The sequence below is a fragment of the ANME-2 cluster archaeon genome, from assembly GCA_014237145.1.
Lineage (GTDB): Archaea > Halobacteriota > Methanosarcinia > Methanosarcinales > Methanocomedenaceae > Methanocomedens_A.
This window is the reverse complement of sequence record JAAXOC010000065.1, coordinates 19614-39483: the sequence shown is the minus strand read 5'-3', so window position 1 is coordinate 39483 and position 19870 is coordinate 19614. Positions and strand designations below refer to the sequence as shown.

The 19870-nt window shown below is 38.7% G+C and carries 19 protein-coding genes; 3 read left to right on the top strand and 16 right to left on the bottom strand.

Going from position 1 to position 19870, the window contains the following annotated elements:
- Position 1: 1 nt before the first annotated feature.
- From HF974_08465 to HF974_08450, 4 genes are all read right to left on the bottom strand, one after another.
- Entirely contained in the window at positions 2-643 is a 642-nt protein-coding gene (locus HF974_08465; protein MBC2698350.1) for a hypothetical protein, read from the bottom strand.
- Positions 644-725: 82 nt separating this feature from the next.
- Positions 726-1010 carry a hypothetical protein gene (locus HF974_08460; protein ID MBC2698349.1) on the bottom strand — a complete coding sequence of 95 codons (285 nt, stop codon included), beginning with the start codon at positions 1008-1010 and terminating at the stop codon, positions 726-728.
- A 152-nt stretch (positions 1011-1162) separates the two neighbouring features.
- Complete coding sequence (locus HF974_08455; protein MBC2698348.1) at positions 1163-1906, bottom strand: protein-glutamine gamma-glutamyltransferase; 744 nt, start codon at positions 1904-1906, stop codon at positions 1163-1165.
- The gene (locus tag HF974_08450) at positions 1903-2910 is read right to left on the bottom strand and encodes a hypothetical protein (GenBank protein ID MBC2698347.1); all 1008 of its coding nucleotides are present in this window, start codon (positions 2908-2910) and stop codon (positions 1903-1905) included. Before HF974_08450 ends, HF974_08455 begins: the two co-directional genes overlap by 4 nt.
- Before the next feature lie 640 nt (positions 2911-3550).
- On the opposite strand from HF974_08450, the gene HF974_08445 reads away from it, so the two are divergent.
- Entirely contained in the window at positions 3551-4447 is an 897-nt protein-coding gene (locus HF974_08445; GenBank protein MBC2698346.1) for a sugar phosphate isomerase/epimerase, read from the top strand.
- Between the two features lie 37 nt (positions 4448-4484).
- Here HF974_08445 and HF974_08440 read toward each other — a convergent pair whose 3' ends face one another.
- Positions 4485-4631, bottom strand: a complete 147-nt coding sequence (locus HF974_08440) for a hypothetical protein (protein ID MBC2698345.1) — start codon at positions 4629-4631, stop codon at positions 4485-4487.
- 256 nt (positions 4632-4887) lie between these two features.
- Here HF974_08440 and HF974_08435 point away from each other — a divergent pair, with 256 nt between their 5' ends.
- A complete protein-coding gene (locus HF974_08435) occupies positions 4888-6654 on the top strand; it encodes a DNA cytosine methyltransferase (GenBank protein MBC2698344.1) in 1767 nt (588 codons plus the stop codon).
- Here the strand turns inward: HF974_08435 and HF974_08430 are convergent.
- The 8 genes from HF974_08430 to ccsA all read right to left on the bottom strand — a co-directional run bounded on the left by HF974_08430 (position 6651) and on the right by ccsA (position 16160).
- A complete protein-coding gene (locus tag HF974_08430) occupies positions 6651-7064 on the bottom strand; it encodes a hypothetical protein (protein MBC2698343.1) in 414 nt (137 codons plus the stop codon). The two genes, HF974_08435 and HF974_08430, sit on opposite strands and share 4 nt — an antisense overlap.
- Positions 7065-7066: 2 nt before the next feature.
- Positions 7067-9040 (bottom strand): AAA family ATPase, encoded by a 1974-nt coding sequence (locus HF974_08425; protein ID MBC2698342.1) that lies wholly within the window; start codon positions 9038-9040, stop codon positions 7067-7069.
- A complete protein-coding gene (locus HF974_08420) occupies positions 9037-9198 on the bottom strand; it encodes a hypothetical protein (GenBank protein ID MBC2698341.1) in 162 nt (53 codons plus the stop codon). Before HF974_08420 ends, HF974_08425 begins: the two co-directional genes overlap by 4 nt.
- A gap of 7 nt (positions 9199-9205) precedes the next feature.
- A complete protein-coding gene (locus HF974_08415; GenBank protein MBC2698340.1) occupies positions 9206-11401 on the bottom strand; it encodes a DEAD/DEAH box helicase family protein in 2196 nt (731 codons plus the stop codon).
- The gene (locus HF974_08410) at positions 11394-12134 is read right to left on the bottom strand and encodes a DUF1232 domain-containing protein (protein ID MBC2698339.1); all 741 of its coding nucleotides are present in this window, start codon (positions 12132-12134) and stop codon (positions 11394-11396) included. Before HF974_08410 ends, HF974_08415 begins: the two co-directional genes overlap by 8 nt.
- Positions 12127-12801: a DUF1232 domain-containing protein gene (locus HF974_08405; GenBank protein MBC2698338.1), complete on the bottom strand. Its 675-nt coding sequence runs from the start codon at positions 12799-12801 to the stop codon at positions 12127-12129. Before HF974_08405 ends, HF974_08410 begins: the two co-directional genes overlap by 8 nt.
- 402 nt (positions 12802-13203) lie before the next feature.
- Positions 13204-13644 carry a DNA mismatch endonuclease Vsr gene (gene vsr / locus HF974_08400; GenBank protein MBC2698337.1) on the bottom strand — a complete coding sequence of 147 codons (441 nt, stop codon included), beginning with the start codon at positions 13642-13644 and terminating at the stop codon, positions 13204-13206.
- Between the two features lie 227 nt (positions 13645-13871).
- Positions 13872-16160 carry a cytochrome c biogenesis protein CcsA gene (gene ccsA / locus HF974_08395; GenBank protein MBC2698336.1) on the bottom strand — a complete coding sequence of 763 codons (2289 nt, stop codon included), beginning with the start codon at positions 16158-16160 and terminating at the stop codon, positions 13872-13874.
- Between the two features lie 249 nt (positions 16161-16409).
- On the opposite strand from ccsA, the gene HF974_08390 reads away from it, so the two are divergent.
- A complete protein-coding gene (locus HF974_08390; GenBank protein MBC2698335.1) occupies positions 16410-16982 on the top strand; it encodes a ferritin in 573 nt (190 codons plus the stop codon).
- A 25-nt stretch (positions 16983-17007) separates the two neighbouring features.
- On the opposite strand, the gene HF974_08385 is transcribed toward HF974_08390, so the two are convergent.
- The 3 genes from HF974_08385 to HF974_08375 form a co-directional block, all read right to left on the bottom strand.
- Positions 17008-18213 carry a hypothetical protein gene (locus HF974_08385; GenBank protein ID MBC2698334.1) on the bottom strand — a complete coding sequence of 402 codons (1206 nt, stop codon included), beginning with the start codon at positions 18211-18213 and terminating at the stop codon, positions 17008-17010.
- 268 nt (positions 18214-18481) lie between these two features.
- A complete protein-coding gene (locus tag HF974_08380; GenBank protein ID MBC2698333.1) occupies positions 18482-18946 on the bottom strand; it encodes a hypothetical protein in 465 nt (154 codons plus the stop codon).
- A 68-nt stretch (positions 18947-19014) separates the two neighbouring features.
- The gene (locus tag HF974_08375) at positions 19015-19746 is read right to left on the bottom strand and encodes an SDR family oxidoreductase (protein ID MBC2698332.1); all 732 of its coding nucleotides are present in this window, start codon (positions 19744-19746) and stop codon (positions 19015-19017) included.
- Positions 19747-19870 lie beyond the last annotated feature (124 nt).

Here is a 19870-nt window from a genome sequence, read left to right as displayed (position 1 = left end):
ATTAAAGCTGCTGACTATTTTCTGGAGCCCTGCGCCAGCTGGATATGGTCTCAACTACTACAAGAACTGCAAGGATAAGCAGAATGATACTGGTACCTCCAAGTAAATAATCTCCTTTTGGTACGAATTTTAACGCAAGGATCACAAGTGCAGCAATTGTTGTCAGCAGCATAAAAATACCAGGATAGAGTGTATATCTTAGGGGCTTTTTCATTCCCACGAGCCATATGGTCACCACAAACAGCGAAAGGGCTGCAATCAGTTGATTGGTTGATCCGAATATAGGCCAGATTTTGATCCAGCTGTTGGTAAGTGCCAGTGCGCCTGCAAGTACTAATAGCACTATATTAGATACATACCTGTTATCCATAACTGTCTGGCCCAGACCGTTACTTCCAAACAGTTCCGTACCTATGAACCTGCCGAGCCTTGATGCAGTATCCAGTGTGGTCATCACAAAGGTTTTTATCATCATCATGCCAACTACAGTGCCAAGTGTGACTCCGAAGAAGGGTGCTACCAGCTGACCGTAACCAGTACCGAATGTCAGTATCCAACCTTGCTTAAGAAGTTCCGGATAAGGAATCACCTCAGGATCACCGGACACCCATTTCAATCCGACAATGACAATACCGCAAATCAAGGTTAATTTTATTCACCAATATGAATTGTAATGGTCTCATAATAGCAGAGGCAATTTATACTATTGGCTCAAACAACGCGGGTTAGCAAGGGCTACAGCAATGACCTTTTTTCATTGCCGGTTTTGTACCTTTGTAGGATTGTACCCTATCTTCATAAAGACGTTGCAAACTTGCAAATAATCTCTCGTGTTGCACTCCAAACCCAAAGGTTAGTGTCCAAAACATCACTAAAGGATTTATTATTCGATTTCGTATGATGAAATCAGTTTCTTTAGCAGTTTTTTCAAGGAATTCTGCAGAAAAAATGGTATTGAGCTCTTGTTCTATTACTTCTGGTTTTTCTGATTGATTTCTCTTTTTCGACATTCAGACCCCTTCGAACGGAGAGGATATTTATGTAAATATATTTAATTCTTTGCAAATAGCTCTTAATCGGTCATAGATCCACTCGGTTTTTCTAAAAACCATAAGCAATGAGACTATTAGATTCCTTAACCGATCACGTATGGAAGTACCTCTCACTCGTACCTGCTCAGGTATTTGAAATCCGGATGACCTGCCATATCCATCAGAAAGGCAGACCATCTTGCCCATGGTTTCCGATGTTCATTTAAAAAACCAACCATCTGATCAGCAGTCTTTATACCAATGGGATGGCCATAATAAGTGCCGTCCCCCATGTCAATGACGTTCTCTCCTTGCCATTCTGGCGTCCTCGGATTTACATCTGGGTTCTTGAAATATCTATAGTCCCCAGGGAAGTAATCTCTTCTTTTATAACTACTAAACCCAAGGTCTTCGTCTTTGTACCACCAACCAAGCAGATAAAGTCCTGCAAACAGTCTGTCAAAGGTCTCCACAGGAAGTGATTCGAGAACTGCTTTGTAATAAACAATAACCATCGCTGTGGCACATTCAAATGAGTATTTCGAACCATTTGTAAAGATATCCATAATAGCGGTGGAGGGGTTCACGCCCTGTTTTAACAGGAATCCGCCATCGCGCGTGAAATACCAGTAGTCTGAGTTGCACTTTGAGTAATAGAATGAGGCAAAGGTCACTCCACTTTGATCAAGGTCTCTGGAAGCAGCAATGATATTCATCCTCAACTTCAGTTCAAACTGCAGTTGGCCCAGCGATTCGTAATCATATACCGCCCAACTTGAAGCCATACTATCAATGATCTTTATTCCAATGCTGCCTGACGGCCACTGTCCATCAATGTTACTGGGAGAAACAGTGGTTCCAGCGATTTTGATCATCGTGAACCTCCCAACTTTTGTGCGTTTTGTCGTTCCTTCAATGGTCTGCGAACCCACGTATTCCAATCATCGAAACTTTGATAACGCATCACTTCTGATTGTGTTGCAAAACTATCTTTTACCGCCTCATCCTCATTTTCGAATTCTTCCAGAATTTGATATTCTTCCTTTGTCAGAGGCGTAAGTATCTCTCCAGAATCAACCGACACAGACCTTCCCAGGTATTTGCCCTTCAAGGCTACATCATAGGGCACCGGTTTGCTGGTCTCCTGGAAACTTTCACCACGGTAATGCAGAAACGGACTGTTTTCTTCAAGCCACGCCTGAAAAATCCGATAATGCACCTCGCCTTCAGTATCTTTATGGACATCTATGCCAGGCACAAAGCCAAGGAGACGACGCGCTAAGTTAGCTTCTTTCACTCGCGGAGACCGCAGACGATTTGCAATCAGATCCAAAGTATATGGCTCGCGTGCTTCAAAGAAAGCCCTAATTAGATAGTGATTGAACAACTCTTTTTCGGAGCGAGTAAAGATCAAATCGGCTATGAGAGGTAAAACCGTTTCATCTCGGAATACTGTTGTTAAAAGTGACGCCGTGGTGTCCAGCACCTGGGTAAATTCGGCACTCAAACCGTCATCCTTGCTTCCCGTTTCCAGCATCCATCTCAAAACGGACTGAACCATTTGTATGTGGTCACATATCGATAAACGACAAGAAGCGGTAGGAGATTCCTTCTCACTAGAAAGGATATCCTCCACAATCTCCATAGAGATTCGATTCCGTTCACCCAATTGCTCAAGAATAGCTAACTTCTTTATCTCATCCCGGAGTAGAAATAGGGAAGTAAACTGCAAATCTTCATGATTAAGTGAATTAACCGCAGCTTCTTTGTTATGAGCGGCTGATTCCTTGAAGACCTTCTTCAACTTGTCAATACCCTCCTCAAGCCTGAGTTGATCTAGATAGGTAATTCTTTCCTGAGTTCCAATCGGTGCTGTCATATTATTTCCCCCTCATCTTCATCATGTATCTTCACCTCTACGCAATCATACAACGTAGCTCTAAAATCTGTTTAAGTTTCGTGGTGTATAAGCTTTTCGATTTTTGGGGCCTTGTACTTTTTTATTGTTTATAAACTATATATTTTCATGAGCCTTGCACATAAATTGATTTTTTTGTAAGTAAACTGTATAATGAAATATAAATCCGTTAACTGGACTCTTCACTCGTTGATATTGAAAGATATGATTAAGATACCCTTTCAAAGATATTTCTTAACGATGAAGTCTTAGAGATTTCGCTATCAACGTCTCCCAAATACTTACAATTTAACAGCTCCATAATGCTTTTTTGCACATCCATGCCGTGCACCTGTTTTTGAGCGAAAAAAGAAAATGCATGGAACTGCGTGTTCCCCACATGCGTGGGGATTAAATGATATATGTAGATTTGGGTAATCTATATAGAAAATATGTTTACTATGTGTATTATGGTGAAATACTATATATACTAGGAAATTCTATATAGAATAAGTGTACCCCCACATATGTGGAGATGAACCGTCTGCTCGATGAATCAGGAAGCACCCCTCGTAAGGTGGGGGTAGTTCACAAAAGGTGAGAATACTATAATTGGTGGAATATGTCTTTAGAATTAGCAATTACAACTGATTATTTTAAAGATACTGGAAATCCTGAACCATTTCTTAAAAAGATATCTAAAGCCGGATTCACACATATTCATTGGTGTCATGAATATAAGACTGATTTTATTTATTCTGAATCCGATATAAATAAAATAATCATGTGGTTAAAAAAATACAACCTTAAAGTGTTAGATTTACATGCTTCGGAGGGGGTCAACAATAATTGGATCTCTGAAGATGAATCTCTTAGAATAGCTGGCGTTGAACTCGTTAAGAATAGAATTTATATGGCAAATAAATTATCATGTGACGTGATAATTCTACATTTTGAGCGTGCGCCGAATAATGAATCTGAAAAATACATATATTGGAATATATTACGTAAATCATTAAATGAGATAAAACCGTATGCCTGGAAGCATAATATAAAAATCGCTTTAGAAAATTATAGGAATGATGATTATACAGAAATAACAAGACTTTTTTCTGAATACGATTCAAGTTTTCTGGGGTTATGCTACGATTCAGGTCATGGGAACATCGGAGATGGATTGAAAATGCTTGAGAAACTAAAAGATCGTTTAATTTCAATCCATCTTCATGACAACGATGGCAAAACAGACCAGCATAAACTCCCATTTTCAGGTACTGTCGAATGGGATAAACTAGCAGAAATTTTAGACAGATCATCATACACAAAATGTATTAGTATGGAAGTAAGTATGAAAAACTCGAATATTTCAAATGAAGCGGTTTTCCTTTCGAATGCATATGTGACCGGGGTGAAGCTTTCGGAGAAGATAGGTAGAGTAAAGAGGCTTTGCAGCCTTCCACTACTCGTCAATTGTTGCGACGGCATAACCAACCCCAGCAGAGCTGCTGGGTTTAGTTAAGCGAACTGATCAAACAGAGCCGTAGATTCACTGGAGTCTATGTGCAGCAGTCGAAAATTGCTGGTGCGATTTTCTTATCCCAGGCCTTTTCGCTTCGATCGAACGCCTCGGGCTTGAGACCTGTTGTATCGTAAGGTACAGTTGGGTTCGAATCATAATCCAGGTGCCTGCTTTTATTGCTCAATTTTAATTATTTTCACACTGCATTTATTAAGAGCGTTTTCGAGTATAAAAGAAGTGGAAAAATATGACTATATCACTTTGGAGCTATGATGATAAGCTTCACAGAACAAAGACTCTTATTCTTCGAAATGATACCTTTCAGACAAAAAAAGAATTTGTCTTGGATTTCGCTGAACAACAATTGCGGGAGGAAGATAAAAGTATCATACCTTGAAACGTTCATAAGATATATAAGCATAAATATAACTTAAAAGACTATTGAGTATATTACAATCCATATAGGGGGATCCGTCATAAAAAAGAGACTAATAGTAGCTGATTTATTCTGTGGTGCAGGGGGATTCTCAGAAGGATTTAGACAAGCAGGATTTAAGATAGTCTTTGCTTTAGATTATTGGGGTCCTGCAAGAGAAACACACAAACTGAACCACCCTAACTGTAAACACATAGGCATTGATTGCTATGAAGACAACGATGGAGATATACTCAACATCAAAGTAACCGATGTTGATTTAATCGTCCCTGATGTTGATGTGATTATCGGTTCCCCACCCTGTGTTTCATTTTCTTCCTCGAACTGCGCTGGAAAAGCAGATAAAACGCATGGAATTCGTCTTATTAACAAATATCTTCAAATAATCGCAATTAAAAAGCATAAACCGGATTCAATTCTAAAATATTGGTTGCTAGAAAATGTTCCCAACTCTAAGAAAGAGCTTCAAGAGAAATACACGTTCCGAGAATTAGAACTGACAAATGAAATCCTTGAATCCTTCGGTATCCAGAAAAAGGAGACCGATCTTGCCTTAAAATTGGATATTTCTGACGACAACATCTATAACGCTGCAGATTATGGTATTCCACAAAGAAGAAAACGACTCGTTGTTGGTAATTATCCCCGACCGAATCCCACTCATAAAAAAGACGAATGGGTCAAATTAAAAACAGTAATCGATGCATTCAAGAGCGAAGTTATCACTGATCCCAACTATGCTTTTTCTATCAATAGAGAAGAATTGACCGACCATTTTTACGATACCTCTATCCATAAGTATAATTGGTTGCAGGCTCGAGATCGAAAACAACAAGCCAGATATTATGGAAAGATGGCTTTCCCTGAAGATACATCTTCGCCCAGCAGAACGGTTATGGCTATGAGAACGACCTCATCAAGAGAAGCACTGATATTTGGGGAAAATGCTCACGGCAGTTACCGCTCCCCAACCATAAGAGAGATTGCAAGCCTCATGTCATTCCCAATAACATATTTGTTCCAAGGGAAGAGCGAAGGCATAAAGTACAAACTTATTGGTAATGCAGTCTGTCCTAAGCTTGCATATGTATTCGCGAAAGAGATACTAAAAAAAGTAAAGATCGAAGTCAAACAAGACTTTAATCCCAATTCTGACAAGAGTAAATTAAAGTTCGACCTAACTGGTTGGGATTCCCGTAAGAAACAACAGAACAAACATGAAAGAGCCAATTTCGTTGAAATCGTTCCCGACATGAAGTATAAGAACTTTAGGGTAGAGTTGGATAACAATAGACCTAGATACACAGATGGTCTTATAAGGTGGTCGGCAACTATACATCATGCAACAGGTAAAAAAAATATGAAGGCGGCAGAACCATTAAAAGAGAATGTGCTCACTATGCTATATCAATTTAAAGATAGAGAAAAAATAAATTTTTTCATCAAGGCAAATGAAGAGGTCTTTGATAAAAAAATACCATGTGCAGATGTATTCCAATCAAAATATTGTTTAGTAGAACCAAACAAAAATCTCTTCACGCCAAGGGATGCCCTTGAAAATGTCAAAATGCTTGTCGATTTGTTCTTTCCGAGGGACGAATATGAAGACATATCATTGTCTAATATGAACAATGAAGAGGATGGAAGAATAATTAAGTTCGATCCTTATGACATTCCCTATGAGAACATACCAATTCGGATTGTAGCAGCGTTGTACTCTGTGATACACATCGTAGAACTAACAAAGAGAATCAAAAATAGTTATGATTAATTTGTTTCCAAGATCGAATTGATTACCAACTTATCGCCGTTGCCTTTAAAGGAATTGAACATTACTTGTATCCCATATTCTGCATACATCTCAACTTCTGTCCATAAATCTTTGGGGTTATTTATTTCTGGCTTTCGTTTGAGAACTAACAAAACCATTAGTTCTTTTACACTTCTATCAATACTTACCAAATTCACATGATTTATTGCATTATTCTTATCAATTTGTTTTTGCTCATCGAAATGATAACCTATACTAAACGCAGTATTGAATAATCCAGTTATTCCAGAATTGTCTTTGGTAAATAGTCTATAATTGTCCTTCTCACGAATAACATGGTACATAGAATCTCTATATGCTGAACGAAATTTTACGTTTCCTGCATCTGCAAAAAAATCTAAGTTCTTCATATTCACACCTCTTTGAAACTAGATATATACTCTTTCCTTTCAACGGTGAACTCTTTTGCTACTGATGCTTTCATATTTTTGTAAATATCGCCAGCAAGTTCTTGGGGTTGAGCTAAAAATATTACTTGATTATCAAGATTTGCTAGAGCTCTTCCGATACCTGCACTATGTACATCATCCAAACTCGCAACAGGAGTGTCCATCAATATCACATTGTTTCTTCCAGTAAATTGGTTCAAGCCAAGCAAGAAGCTCATTGCAAGTACTTGTTTTTCACCTTTAGAAGGATTTTTTACAGAATTATTGTCCTTTGTTTTGATAATGAAAGCGTAACTCTCTTCATCTTCGAAACCAATCCCACTGTATTCATCAGGTTTATTGGTAATCTTATTGAAAAGTTCATTTGATTTCTTTAGGATTTGATGTCTCTTTGATTCCGTCCCTATTTCCAATGCCTCATCTAGCTGCCTACTCAATTTAGAGAGGTAATCTATATTCCTAGTTATTCTATAGGTATTACTGTCATCATGACCAAGTCTTTTTATATCTCGTGTAATATCTTCTTTCTTTTTTTTAAATGATTTGATTCTGCCTTTAGCTATCTTTATTTTATCCCTATTCGTTGTGTTTTCTTCTTCTAATGAACTTATTTGTCTATTGATTTTAGCAAAATCGCCAAATTCTTCTCTTTGACTTTCTTTTTTCAATTTCTTTTTATCTTTTTCCAAGTCATCAATTTTGTTTTTCACCTCATCTAAGTTATCCATCTCCAACTCAAAATCGCATATGTCCAATAAACTTAAGGAAGTCACGAACTGTTGGTTCTCATCTTTGAGATTATCACGTTCCTTTTTGTTTTGTTCAAATAATTTTAAAGATTCTCTTATTCTTTCTTGTTCCTTTTTCAGCTCTGATTTTTCTGAATCGCTCAATTTGTGACCGCATACTTCACATATAGGAATACTTTTCTTTAGTATGTCTTCTTTAGCAGACTGGGTATCTGCTTGCATGTCACTTAATCCACAAACTTCTTGAAGATCACTAATCCTGCTATTGTTCTCATCGATGTACCTCTTTAAATCCCTCACGATGAATTTTATGAAAAAATTACTAGAATTTGATGATAATTTACTTTCTATCTCAGATTCCTTTTTGCCTTTTTTATTAATGGCTTCATTTATTTTATCTAAGTCTTCCATAACCTTAGGTAAGTTTGCATACCGAGTTCGTTGTTCTTCGAGTTTCTCGATGTAATTATTGTTATTTTCGATGGACTTTTCATGTTTTTCTATTTTTGTATCTTCATTTTTTATGCTTGTGATGATGGCCTCTATTATTTTTTTCTTTTTCTCTACTTCTTTGTTAGTTGAAGTTTGCTGGGTCAGCTCTTTATCGTATCTCTTTTCAAGTTTTGATAGATGGTCTTTTAGTATTTGTATCTGTTTCAGACCTAATAACTGTAGAATGCTATCTCTATAGTTCTGCTCGATGTTCTTTTGTGCGGTCATAAATCGGCTGAGCTGCTCACCATCGAACATGAAGAAATCAGCAAAATTTTGTGGGATTATGTGCTCTAACATCTCTTGAGCTTCGTCGACATCAAGGATATCCTCCGCGCCTTTGGATAAGTAAAGTTCAGATGATTGTTTAACACCGGGTTGATATTTCCTTTTAAGGGTATAGATATCGTTTCCATATTCGAATGTAATCTCCACAGAACACATATCTTTAGATGGGTCCAGCCGGTCATTAAGAAAATCTTTAATATCTATCTTGTCGGAGTCTTTAAAATACTCTATAGCCTCACCATAAAAACCCCACTTGATCGCATGAAATAAAGTTGTCTTCCCAAAACCATTTTGGACATTGAACAAAAAAATGTTCTTATCTGATACATTGGTAAAATCCAATGTGTTCTCACCATAATAACAGGCAAAGTTGAACAAGGTTATCTTGATTAATCTGAAATCGATCATCTTTGCACATCCTGAATTATTTGGTCTATTTCATTGACCACTTTTAGCTTGTACGCATCTGAAATATTTATATTTATCACATCTAACATCTGTTCTACTACAGCAGCATCTTGGACCGTGAATACCCGATTAATAATATCTTTAATATCATCATCCATTGAACAGTCACTCCATCGAATCTATAATAATATCCCCGTATTCAAGTTTTTTAATCATATTTTCAGCCTCATTAATAGCGTTATCCATGAATATTGATATTCTTTGAAGCTGATTCTTTATAAGTGTAATCTCATAATCTGATAGTTTCCTTTTACCAGATCTCAGTTCATTGACAGGACGTGGAAATACAAACATATCATGGACAATTGCAAATTTTTTATCATCATGCAATCTGAGAATCCTGCCCCTTCTTTGAATATATTCACGAGGGTTACGCGAACTTGTAAGAATTATCGCAGAATCGCAAACGGGTATATCGATTCCCTGGTCAAGACATTTTATTGCAACAAGGAATTGTAAATCTCCATTCTTGAACGAATCGAATACATACTCTTTATTTTCAGAATGTAGGTTTCCATAAAATTTACGACATTTAAATCCAGCTCTTTCGATTATTTTTGTAACTTCGTTCATATGTTCTTTGTCATTGCAATATACAAGACATTTGTTCAGAGAATCACCCTCCTCTACAAGTATCTTTTTAAGGACCCTGAACTTATCTTCGCATTCTTTGATTATATCTGCTCTTTGGTTCAACAATCTTTGTAAGTAAGTTCCATTTTCAATGTTCCGAATATCTATATGACCACCCTTCGTTTCTATTGCAATTTGCTTTTTGATCTTTTCAGATAGTTCTTCATATCTATCTAATTCTTCCCCTTCTAAAGAACAGTCGTGAAGATGATATTTGTATTGACATAGACAAGGTTCATATCCAATTGGGGGTCTTATTGCTTTTTCCATATCCCAAACGAATATTGGCTCCTCACCAAAATATTCCTGTATCGCACTGTTACCTTCTTCATCCCATGCCCTTTCAGGGGTCGCACTAAGGCCCAATCGGTATTTAATACCAGTCAATTTGGACAACATCTTTCTATTCTCAGAAGAACCGATCTCATGAACTTCATCAATGATCAGATACATATTTTCTAACAAACTACCAATCTTACTTAAGAACTCATTGCCCCTCATAGTACCAAACACAACGATTATTATTAAAAGGACATTCTCCCTTATAGTTTGACGATTTTCTCTTTCAATGTTCATCTTCCATCCAGTATTAGAATAACATAGTATCATTCTCTTTGGAACCTCAGCAAAAACAAATTTGCACTCTTCTACCCACTGATCAGCTAGTTCTCTTTGTGGTACACCAATAAGTAAGAACTTCGATCTCAAATCAAGTTGTTTTATTGCATTCAAAGCGGTGAATGTTTTACCAGTACCTGTTGCCATCTCCAAGATCCCAACATGTCCATTGTCAACCCATGCTTGGATTGCTTCTTCTTGATAATTTCTTAATGACTTCTTTGTATTTTGATTCCATGCATCTGGATCTTCATGAGAAATATAACCACAATATCCAGAATTTTCATCGTATTTTATATTTGATTCTCCATCAATGAAATCGATTTCGTCATGAGGATTTGGAACATTCTTTGATCTAATAGAAATGAGGTCTTTCTTTAAAGCACTAGGTAAATCCATCACTTCACTAGTATTATCATAATTCGACCAAATTTTGTTAAAATCATCCATTGCCGAATTTATAAACTCCTTGTGTCCTTTTTCCCAGCTTCTATGAACACAAAATGATTCTCTATTTTCTTTCCAAGCTTTCCATGTTTCATTGATAGATCCATCGATTTGAATCCTACTACCATCGTAATCTTCAAAGATTAAAACTTTTTCATGGAACAAAGAATCTCCTGAGGATAAATAATTGCCATTCTTATCTTTATTAACACCAATTTTTATCTCGAGTTTATCATTTGCAATCAACCATGCTAAAAGCTCAAATCTTTTTTTGATAACATCGCTTTCAAAATCTTCCTTACATGCATCCCATTTTTCATGCAATATGGCATCGATTTTCTTAGTACCACTATTTATTGCATCAACATCTTCTTGGGAAAGTTGACTACCTATGATTAAATACATCTTTTCTCCATTTTCAACAAAGGCACTTATTCCTCGTGCAGCTGCCGCAATCGCTGTTGAAGAAAAAAAGCCTGCAATTCGATAGTAATATCTAGATCTACTTAAAGCTGGGACAAAAAAATCTTGGATTAGATCGTGCGTAGCACTACTATATCTTGTAGACCATGTAAAATCAAATAATCTCTTTGTTTCAATCATCCAATATATCCTCATTTATCCCAAGAACGATTTTCCTTCTAATCTTATCAAGTTCAATTTCATGAGAATTATCATATTTTGATTCATGAGATTCTAACCTTTCAATGATATTCTCCACTTTTCTCCACTCATCCTCATCAAAAGTCTTCTTTAAGCTTTTTAAGGTCCTGAGCATACTTTTGTTACCACTGTACACTTCAATCGTTCTTAGTAGATTTATTAATTCTTGATTTTCATAATCAATCCTTTCAATCTTTTCATTTATGTCCTGAGGAGTTCGGAATAAATGAGAAATACTACTAATCTCATCAAACCTTAACAAGCCTGTAAACCCTAGAATATCATAACATTTCTCATCAAGTAAATCTATTGTCTCATCGAGAACAATCGGAATCAGTTCCATAATATTGTCAGCGAATTCCCACTTCTCATTGATTAAAATTGGGTATTCTGTACTAAGTTCATCTAATACATAAACACAGATAAAAAGATCATCAAGGAATCCTTCTGGACCGTCGTCATCAGGAATGTAATCGTCAGGTATCGCAAAATAACTAAAACAAGAGTTTATTTTGAACTTTGCCTCCCATGTCAGTTCTTTTGAGGTGTAAATTTTTTGGAGTAAATTGAATAAACGCGGAATGTTCTTTAAAAGTGATTTGTATTTTCCTTCATACCTATAAAATATCTCATCAAGCATATCAGAATAAACTTTTGATTCACTTTCAATCATGCATAAACTCCATATACCTTTTAATCTCTCCAAACTCGTGGTGCGTTCTGATAAGAGATCGAAGGGTCGTCATTTGGTGGGTACTAGATTCAATTTTCAATATTGAATCTGCTTTTACAGCAAGCATAGCATAGAGCAATCGACGTTTTTCTTTACGGTTCATGAGCGTTTTAGTCTTGTCCTGATCATACAAAAAATCAAATAAAGTAAACTTACTAAAACCTACTAGATCAAGGATTTTCTCAGTTTTATCTTCGAGAATATCTGAGGCTCTGTTAACAACATCATAGATCAATTGAAAAATATCATCCTCAAAATCAAGGTCTCCTATGTTGTCCAAAATGATGTTCTTTGATACTTTATCTCTTATTTCTTTGAGTACGTAGGCACATATGTATAAGTCATCAAGGTATCCGTCCTTGCCTCCTTTGTCAGGAATTATGTCTTCTTCAAGTACAAGATAGGAAAGAGCTGCATTAACAAGCATCTTTGTATACCACTGGGATTTATTATTGCAACCAATATTACATAACAATTGATAAAAATCAGGTAAATATTTTAAAATATCTTCATCATCTTGGTAATTATCAACTGCATGCTTAAGGTGATAATGATAAGATTTGTTTTTAGGACCTTCCTTTTTTTCGAGGTCAATACCGTTATCCATATAATAACCCTACCTGAATTAGTAAGAAATACATGATATGATTTAAAATATCTAATTAATATTCAATACTTTTACTATATGTATAGTGCATACAATATAGTTTTAATTGTATAGATACCGTCTTGTGTAGTAGTGAATTTCTGATTACTTATTGCAATATCTTTTTGTAATTTTTCGTTGGGCATAATCTCTAACATTATGCGCCACAAATAAACGCTGATGTCAACGAGATTTTTCTTGCAAATCGATAGATATGAAAGCATTAATTTTAGTTATATGCGTGCATTATATATAAATATATTTATATTGTGATAGATGTTCACGATACAAAAAGCCGTACAAATCACCTTTATTGCACGAATTATGTTGGCAAAACCAACAATCTATAGATAATCGTTCATCTCAATCATCACCTTGAATTACTTTCTTGACACGCTTTGCACAACCTAAAACATCCTTTTTGATCTCGCATTCCCACAATACGATAACCTTCCAACCATCTTCTTCGAGATTATGTATCTTCTTAGCGTCTCTTTCTTTGTTCTTCTCGAACTTCTTTAACCAGAAATCAGTATTTGATTTCGGAAGAGGAAGATTACAATGATGACATCTATGCCAGAAACAACCATTGACAAAGATGGCGATTTTACGACCAGGGTATGCTATATCTGGTCTACCTGATGCTTTCTTCCAATGAAGTCTATAACCTGAGATACCAATCTGTCTCAAAGATTTTCTCAATACTAACTCCGGTTTAGTGTCTTTGGGCACATTGGCGCTCATTACTTTTGATGTAGTTTCTAATTTTGGTATTGGAGCTCGGCCATCTCTAATATATTTCATGGTTTCATATTTTGATTTCCTTAAATAAATATTCAACTCATTTGGAAAATTTCAGCTTCAATGAAACTTGTGGAAAGTGGCTACCCAAAATCGCAACTACAATTGCACTGCACCGCTAGCGGTCTTCTTGCTCTCCAAAACCAGCGCACAGTAACGTAGCCGCAGGTCTTATTTCTGCAAGGTATCAGTCGTGTAAAATAAAAATAAAAAGGAAGTCTCAACCCCGCCTATTTCTTAGCAGCCTCAAGCTCTTCCATCAACATCTTCTCGTACTTATCGGCAGCATTTGCTTTTGTAGGTACCGGTTTCATCCTCTTGCGCCCCGCCTTCTTCGCAGGTGCCTCAGGCGCAGTCCTTGGTCTCGCCTTAAACTTGATATTCTCCTTTACCCCGAACAACTCCTGGTCGGCAAAAGTAAGCAGCACACCGATACACATCAGTGCTGAACCGATCCACACAGCACTGATAAGCGGAATCTCCTTGATCACGAAATTATATCCGTCATCGATCCGGCCGCCATACTTTACATGGTATGTCTTGAAAAGCTGCTCATCATCCATGATATTTGTCCACTCCACCCGCTCGAAAGTGCCATCCAGGTCCCCATCATTAAGCTCGATCCAGAAAAGTGCCGCACCTGTCGATATCTTCTTGCCGTCCCTGTAGAGGTTGATGTGGAAAGCATTCTTTGTCAGGCCTTCCACCATCCTGTCACCAGTGCTCACAGTATGTATTGCATCCCCATTGTTAAGTACCAGCTCAAGACCAAGAGGATTGTCACTGTAATCTTTATAATTACCATAATCGTCAAGCACCCCGGTGCTGACGTACTGTATCTCACCCAGCTCAGAGTCAGAATAATTCATCCTGTAGGTCACGTCAAAGGACTGGCTAACAATAACCCCGAGTAACAGCAGGATCGTACCCAGGTGTATCAGGGTTATACCAGCGGGCTTGATCAATCGTTTACTGTCCTTCGTACCCTTGACATCCAGCACGAACCTGTACACAATAGCTGCCAGCGAGAACAGGAAGATAGGCGCATAGCTAAGCAGCGACAGGCTGCCCAACATCTGTGTGATACCCGAAGCAGACTTAAAGAACGGGCTGGAAGGGTTTATCACGTAATATTCAGGTCCGGGGACAATGAATGCAAGGATCACACTGAGCAATAATATGACAGCCGCAGCAATAAGATACTTCTGTGCCCCGATCTTCTTTACAATAGGCTTATACGGCAGGCACACACCGATAATAAACATCAGCAGCATAGTGAACGGGTACGCCAGCGTATTGAAAAATTCCCTATCTGTGGGATTAGCGTTCAGGTCCATCACCAGCTTGGAATAGATAGGTGCCGTAATGCCAAAGAAGCAAATAAAGGAGAGGACAATAAATACTATGGCTGTCAGGTCGAACATGTGGGACAGGGTGAACAGTTTTCCTCTTCCCCCTTCTTCATCCTTTGCATCCTTGATCTTCATAAAAGACAGGTATAGTACAACAGCCAGCAACAGGATAGTTGACCAGAAAAAGATACTGGCACTGGGCAGCGCACCCACATCATGGGTGGATGAGACAGCACCGCTGCGGGCCACCCAGCCTGCATAGAGTGTTGAGATAAAAGTAAGTGTACCGAACAGGGGGGTGAGCACCTCATACTCGCTGCCGGTCCTGTACTTGTATGCCATGTGCATGTACATAGTGGTTATCATCCACACGATGAATGGTGTGGTCTCATAAGGGTCCCATGCCCAAATATTGCCAGTGCCTGATAGTGTACCCCACTGGGCAAGCTTGTATATCCAGGCACCACCGAGTATCAGGGTAAGGGACATGGAGAACCATGAGAAACGTATCCACTGGCGCTGCACTTTCTCCCATTGCTTGCCTACGCCACTTGTTATCATGTAGGACAGGGCAGCAGCAAATGGTATCAGTGTGGTGGCGTATGCCACGAACTGGGACGGCGGGTGTATGGCCATTATGGGGTCCTTTAATATGGGACGCAATCCAGCACCCTCAGACATTGCATAGTCCACAGGGATATTATACTGGCTGCCCCAGAGATCGAACCATGTCTGGAAGGGGTACATACTTGACTTGTAAGCTATCACGTAGGTGAACAGGGCACCCACAGCCAGCATTATGATCAGCATGCGCCTGAAGAACCTGGATTCCGTGTCATATCGTTCGCTTATCCATAATATTTGCAAAAATACAAGTGCGGTCCAGAACAGCATCGCGCCATCCTGCACCGCAATAGTAGCTGCCAGTTGATAGAATGTGCTAAGTAACGTAGATGAGTTCTGGGAAACATAGGTAAACCTGAAATCAGAACTGAGGAAATAATAGATCAACAGCAGCATGGTCAGGACTGATAACAGGGCCGATATCCGGATGGTCCATCTGGCCGAAACTGTTATTTCCTTTGCTCCTGAATATTCACGGTATAGCAGCAGTAGTATGGATAGTAAACTGAATAGCAGTGTGGTGTTAAGAAGAAATGTTCCCAAATTCGTCATAAATCTTACCGGTTTTTTTTCAACGTAAGGAAATTATTAACTAATTTCGATATAGATATAGGTAATTGATTTTAGTTTCAATCATATCTTTTGACAGGATTTACAGGATATACAGGATTGGATTGTATCCTGTCAATCGTGTTTATCCTGTCTGAAATTTTCATTTTCTTGAAAATTCCACGCTCGATGACAATCACATAGGATTTATAGTATTTCAATCTTTTTAGGAATACTACTATCATGCAAAACACGACAACTTTAAATTTATGCAGTTTCAATTGCAGACGGGTTGATTATTTGAAAGTATTCAAATGTAAGATATGCCAGGAAGGTTATCTGGGGGATGCACCGCCTACCCACTGTCCGTTCTGTGGTGCCCACCAGCAGTATATGATCGAGGCCAGGGACTTTGAACTCCAGGAATACACATTGACCGATGTATCCCGCAGGAACCTGGAAGAAGCACTAAATCTGGAGGTCAGCAATGCAGAATTCTATTTCTGTGCAGCGGACAGGGCAGATAATGTGGCCGATGCCACCATGTTCAAGCGTTTGGGCAAGGTCGAGTCCGAACATGCCTCCACCATTGTCAAGGAATTGAGGAAACAATCCCCCGATATCATCAGGGACAAAAACATGTGCAGTAACATGAACCTGGACAACCTGGAAGAATCCAACCAGCGGGAGACCAATGCGATCCGCCATTATACCCGGTTTTTGGGCGAAGCAACTGAAGAAAGGATAAAAGAGATATTCACTGCTATTATAGAGATCGAAAAGGATCACCTGAGCCTTACTGATGGCAGGTTTTAGAGTTGGGAAAAATCCCAACTCAATATTATTTCTTCAATTTTTTAAACACATACCCGGTAAGCACCAGACTCAGGACTGCACTCAAAGCCGCGAACCCCGGTACCTTTGTATCCGGTGTTTCCGTTGTTGTCGGTACTTCAGCCGCTTCATCTGATTCGACCACGATGTCAATGGTATGTTCAGAGAATTCAGGTATATACATCATGATCTGTGCCTGTTCCCTTGTCTGCTGGGATATCCAGCATGTGGCAGTGGTAGCATTGAAGACCAGCTCGGGATCGTTTACACATGCCATGCGAGTACCATCGTAGTGAATCCCAATCCTGTCCATTTCCTGCAGCATAAGGGATGTATTGTCCAGGTTGAAAGCCATTATCCTACCTGCCGGATCAGTGCAATTGACCCGTAATTGTATCATATCCTGTGTCATTGACTGCAACTCTACGTGCATCTCTTCAGCATAATTCACTACACTCATCGAACCGCCTTTACCCAGACTGACCTCTGCACCTACCCGGTTCCCTGCCATCTCTCTGACAAACATCCCGTGTACATTATCCAGGCCCTGCCCTTGCATATTCACAGGTACCGCCCGCACCACAACAGAACTGTCTGCTTGTGAAGTGATGGATATCGGGCCATTGTCCCTTGAAATATCAATTGTATCAACGGAGGCAGAGATTATATAGACCACGATATCAGAATCTTCAACCTCGATCTTTACAATATTCTCTTCTTCCGATACGGTAGTCCCATCTGCGAGATCGAAATTGATAGCATATTCACTGGAACTGAAAACATTGATCACAGCAGCCGGATTATCATGTATCCGGATGAATGTTGTCCCGTCTGTATCTGCTATCGTGGTCAGTGTCATGGCCTCGCTGACCTGGGTGCTGTCATAATCAAACCCGTCCACAACGATCGAATCGAATATTTCCACACCGGCAATGCCGTAGTTGGTAATCTCACCTGTCAGATTATCCACATCGAAAGTGATATACTGGCCGTACAAACATGCGCCACTGTGCATGAACCCCATGCCCTGCATACCTGCATCCTGGCGTAGCGTTTGCCCCGTCCCCATCATATCACCGGCACTAAAATTCTCACCAAATCGACGTCCCATATCATCTCTCATCGGCCCGCCCATCTGGCACAGACCGGAATTGATCATAAGCACGACCATTAGAACCGATACACTGATCATTATAAAGTATTTTAATTTCATATGCTGCCTCCCATTTTACTTAGTTTTCACTGATTACAAGATGTATTAAATTGAATATTAATTTATCCTCATACCCGGGCTTACAGTATCTCCGAACAATATGTCCATATGAGATAGCCCCCTCCATCCCAACACACAAATATTTGAAAAGATGTGGACATACTATCAATGGCTCCCTGATGATCCATCAACCTACACCTCCATGTTGCTGAGTCATGGAAATGGCCATCTAATCATATATTCTTTGATCGTGCTACACACTCAGATATCAGGCTACGGTATGTGCCATATTATGTCCCATTCTTACAGGTACTGATATCAATGGAATTTTTAGAGGAATGTCTGAACTAACTATTACGCATGTCAAGAATTTCCATTTACCAGTAACTGCTTTTTCTCCCGTCCAACCATGAATCCAAAATCCCTGGGGGTCGCCATAGAAATCTTCATCGGTATAATCGAAGGCTAATACGACATCTTTCTCATTTAATCCAAATCGTGTTCCTAATATTTCTACAGTTTTCAGGTATTCCCAGTAGATGTTTGATATTGGTACGTTTTTTATTGCCAAATGGAGTGAGTCTACACGATTTCCAACGGTTTCTACGTAAGTGTTTGCAACAGAAGCCTTTAGGAGTTTTCGCTCATAGTCACGACCCCAAACGCCGCTTCGCTCTGTACGGGGCATCATGGATGATGCTTCTGGTTTTTGTATTTCTGTTAGTTTACACATTTCTAGATTTATTCAGGTGTAGGGTGCATAATATAGATCTGTAAAATTGAAATCATGCATCCATATATTTAGTATTCCCAAGCACCAGCCACTGGAATAAGAGCACCAGTAAGATAGTGTGGACTATCAGTGACAAGCCATTTGACTACTTCTGCAATTTCATCAGGTCTTCCCGGTCTACCAAATGGTATTTGTTCCGCCATCTCTTGACGTTCCAATTCTGTAGTAGCTCCCTCTTCAATTAAACCCGGACAAATTGCATTTACTCTGACTCCTGAAGAAGCTAGGCTGGCAGCTAATGACTTTGTCAAAATTACAATTCCTGCTTTTGCAGCGCAGTATCCTGTAGACATACTCCATGCCTTGAGATTTTCAACGCCTGAAAAAGCAAAATTGATGATATGTCCTTGGGATGCGCAAATTTTTTCCCTTGCAAAATATGTAGTATTAAAAGAAACCTGAAGATTCATATTAACAGATTCCGACCATTCTTCGGGTGTAACTTCGAGAACATCTTGATAATAAAAAGGCCCAATAGTATTTACTAAAACATCAATACTTGTGAATTGTTTCACTACTGCGTTTACCATTTCTTTTGCTTGCTTTGGATGAAGCAGATTAAAACAAAATAATCCAGCTTCAACACCCATTTTTTGTACCTCTTCTTTAATAATTTGAACCGCAGCAGAATTCTTATGATAATGAGCTGCAATGTTGAACCCCTCAGAAGCAAGAGATATGGCTATAGCCTGACCAATATCTGAACTTGCACCTGCTATTAATGCTGTCTTTGTACCCATCTTTGCGTTCCTCCTTTTATAAAGTGATATTAAATAAACGCCAGACTTTATAAAAACCCTTTCTAATCTTTGCTTTAGTTAATTATGTGGTCATGATAGCGATTTTCCGAAGAAATGGAATTAT